Annotated in this window: 1 protein-coding gene; it reads left to right on the forward strand. The window is 70.7% G+C overall.

The features are described 5' to 3' along the window. Positions 1 to 376: AMP-binding protein (locus FLW16_RS43240; protein ID WP_142566745.1), on the forward strand; the 376-nt coding region annotated here is incomplete at both ends.

Raw genomic sequence — 376 nt, forward strand, 5'->3', positions numbered from 1 at the left:
TTGAAGGCGGGGGCGGCGTATGTGCCGCTGGATCCGGTGTATCCGGTGGAGCGGCTGGAGTTCATGGCGGCCGATGCCGGTGTGGTGGCGGTGGTGTCGTCGGTGTCGGTGGATGAGCGGGTTCGGGGGGCGATGCCGGCTCCGGTGGTGCTGGTCGACGACCTCCTGGCCGGTGACGTGCCGGCCGGTGACGTGCTGGTCGATGACGTGGAGGAGGTGGGCGGGCCTGGCGGGGTGGGTCCCGGTTCGGCGGCGTATGTGATTTATACGTCGGGGTCGACGGGGCGGCCGAAGGGGGTGGTGGTCTCGCATGGCAACGCGGTGGGGTTGTTGCGGTCGGCGGGGCGTGAGCTGGGGTGTGGCCGGGGGGATGTGT

The organism is Microbispora sp. KK1-11, from assembly GCF_006874435.1.
In the GTDB taxonomy this organism is placed as follows: domain Bacteria; phylum Actinomycetota; class Actinomycetes; order Streptosporangiales; family Streptosporangiaceae; genus Microbispora; species Microbispora catharanthi.